Annotated in this window: 1 protein-coding gene; it reads left to right on the top strand. The window is 28.3% G+C overall.

The genetic code is table 11. The annotated features are described in order from the left end of the window. Window positions 1–195 precede the first annotated feature (195 nt). On the top strand, window positions 196–462 hold the full coding sequence (locus tag NK213_RS18035; RefSeq protein ID WP_253351804.1) for a hypothetical protein: 267 nt from the start codon (window positions 196–198) through the stop codon (window positions 460–462). Window positions 463–534: the final 72 nt, after the last annotated feature.

The following is a 534-nucleotide window of genomic DNA, read 5'->3' as shown; positions in this document are numbered from 1 at the left end:
ATAATAAAGTCCTCCTGTTTTTAGTTTATCATAAAAAGATTTTTTTATTTACAGACTTTTTATCACAGGCTCTTTTTTTATAGGGGTATTTTTATTTTCTAATCATTAATAACTTTTGATAAACTCTTCTAATATCTTGTTTTTAATCTTATTTTATTATATAATTATATATAAAAAGATTAGGAGATTTAGAAAATGAAAAAATTGTTAGGAATGATGATATATTTATTACTATCAGCAAGTCTTTTTCCTTTTGAAGAGCTAAAAGGAGGGATTTCTGAGAGAAAATGCGGGATGGCAACAAAGAAAGGTTTCACTCATCCGCAGTTTCCTACTTATAAAATGAACTGTGAAACATTTGAGCATGTAATAGGCAGCTGGTATAAAGATAAAGAGGATGTTTATTTTTATAAAGATGTTAATAGTATGTATGTAGGATTTGAAGTTATAGATGGTATGTAGTGGTCAAGTAAAATTGCTACAGTATGTGATAGTAAATTAAGCAGACCGCTTACCTAAAGCAGGAGGTATCCC

It is taken from the genome of Sebaldella sp. S0638, assembly GCF_024158605.1.
Lineage (GTDB): Bacteria > Fusobacteriota > Fusobacteriia > Fusobacteriales > Leptotrichiaceae > Sebaldella.
The sequence above is the reverse complement of the archived record's forward strand: the minus strand, read 5'-3'. Positions and strand labels throughout refer to the sequence as shown.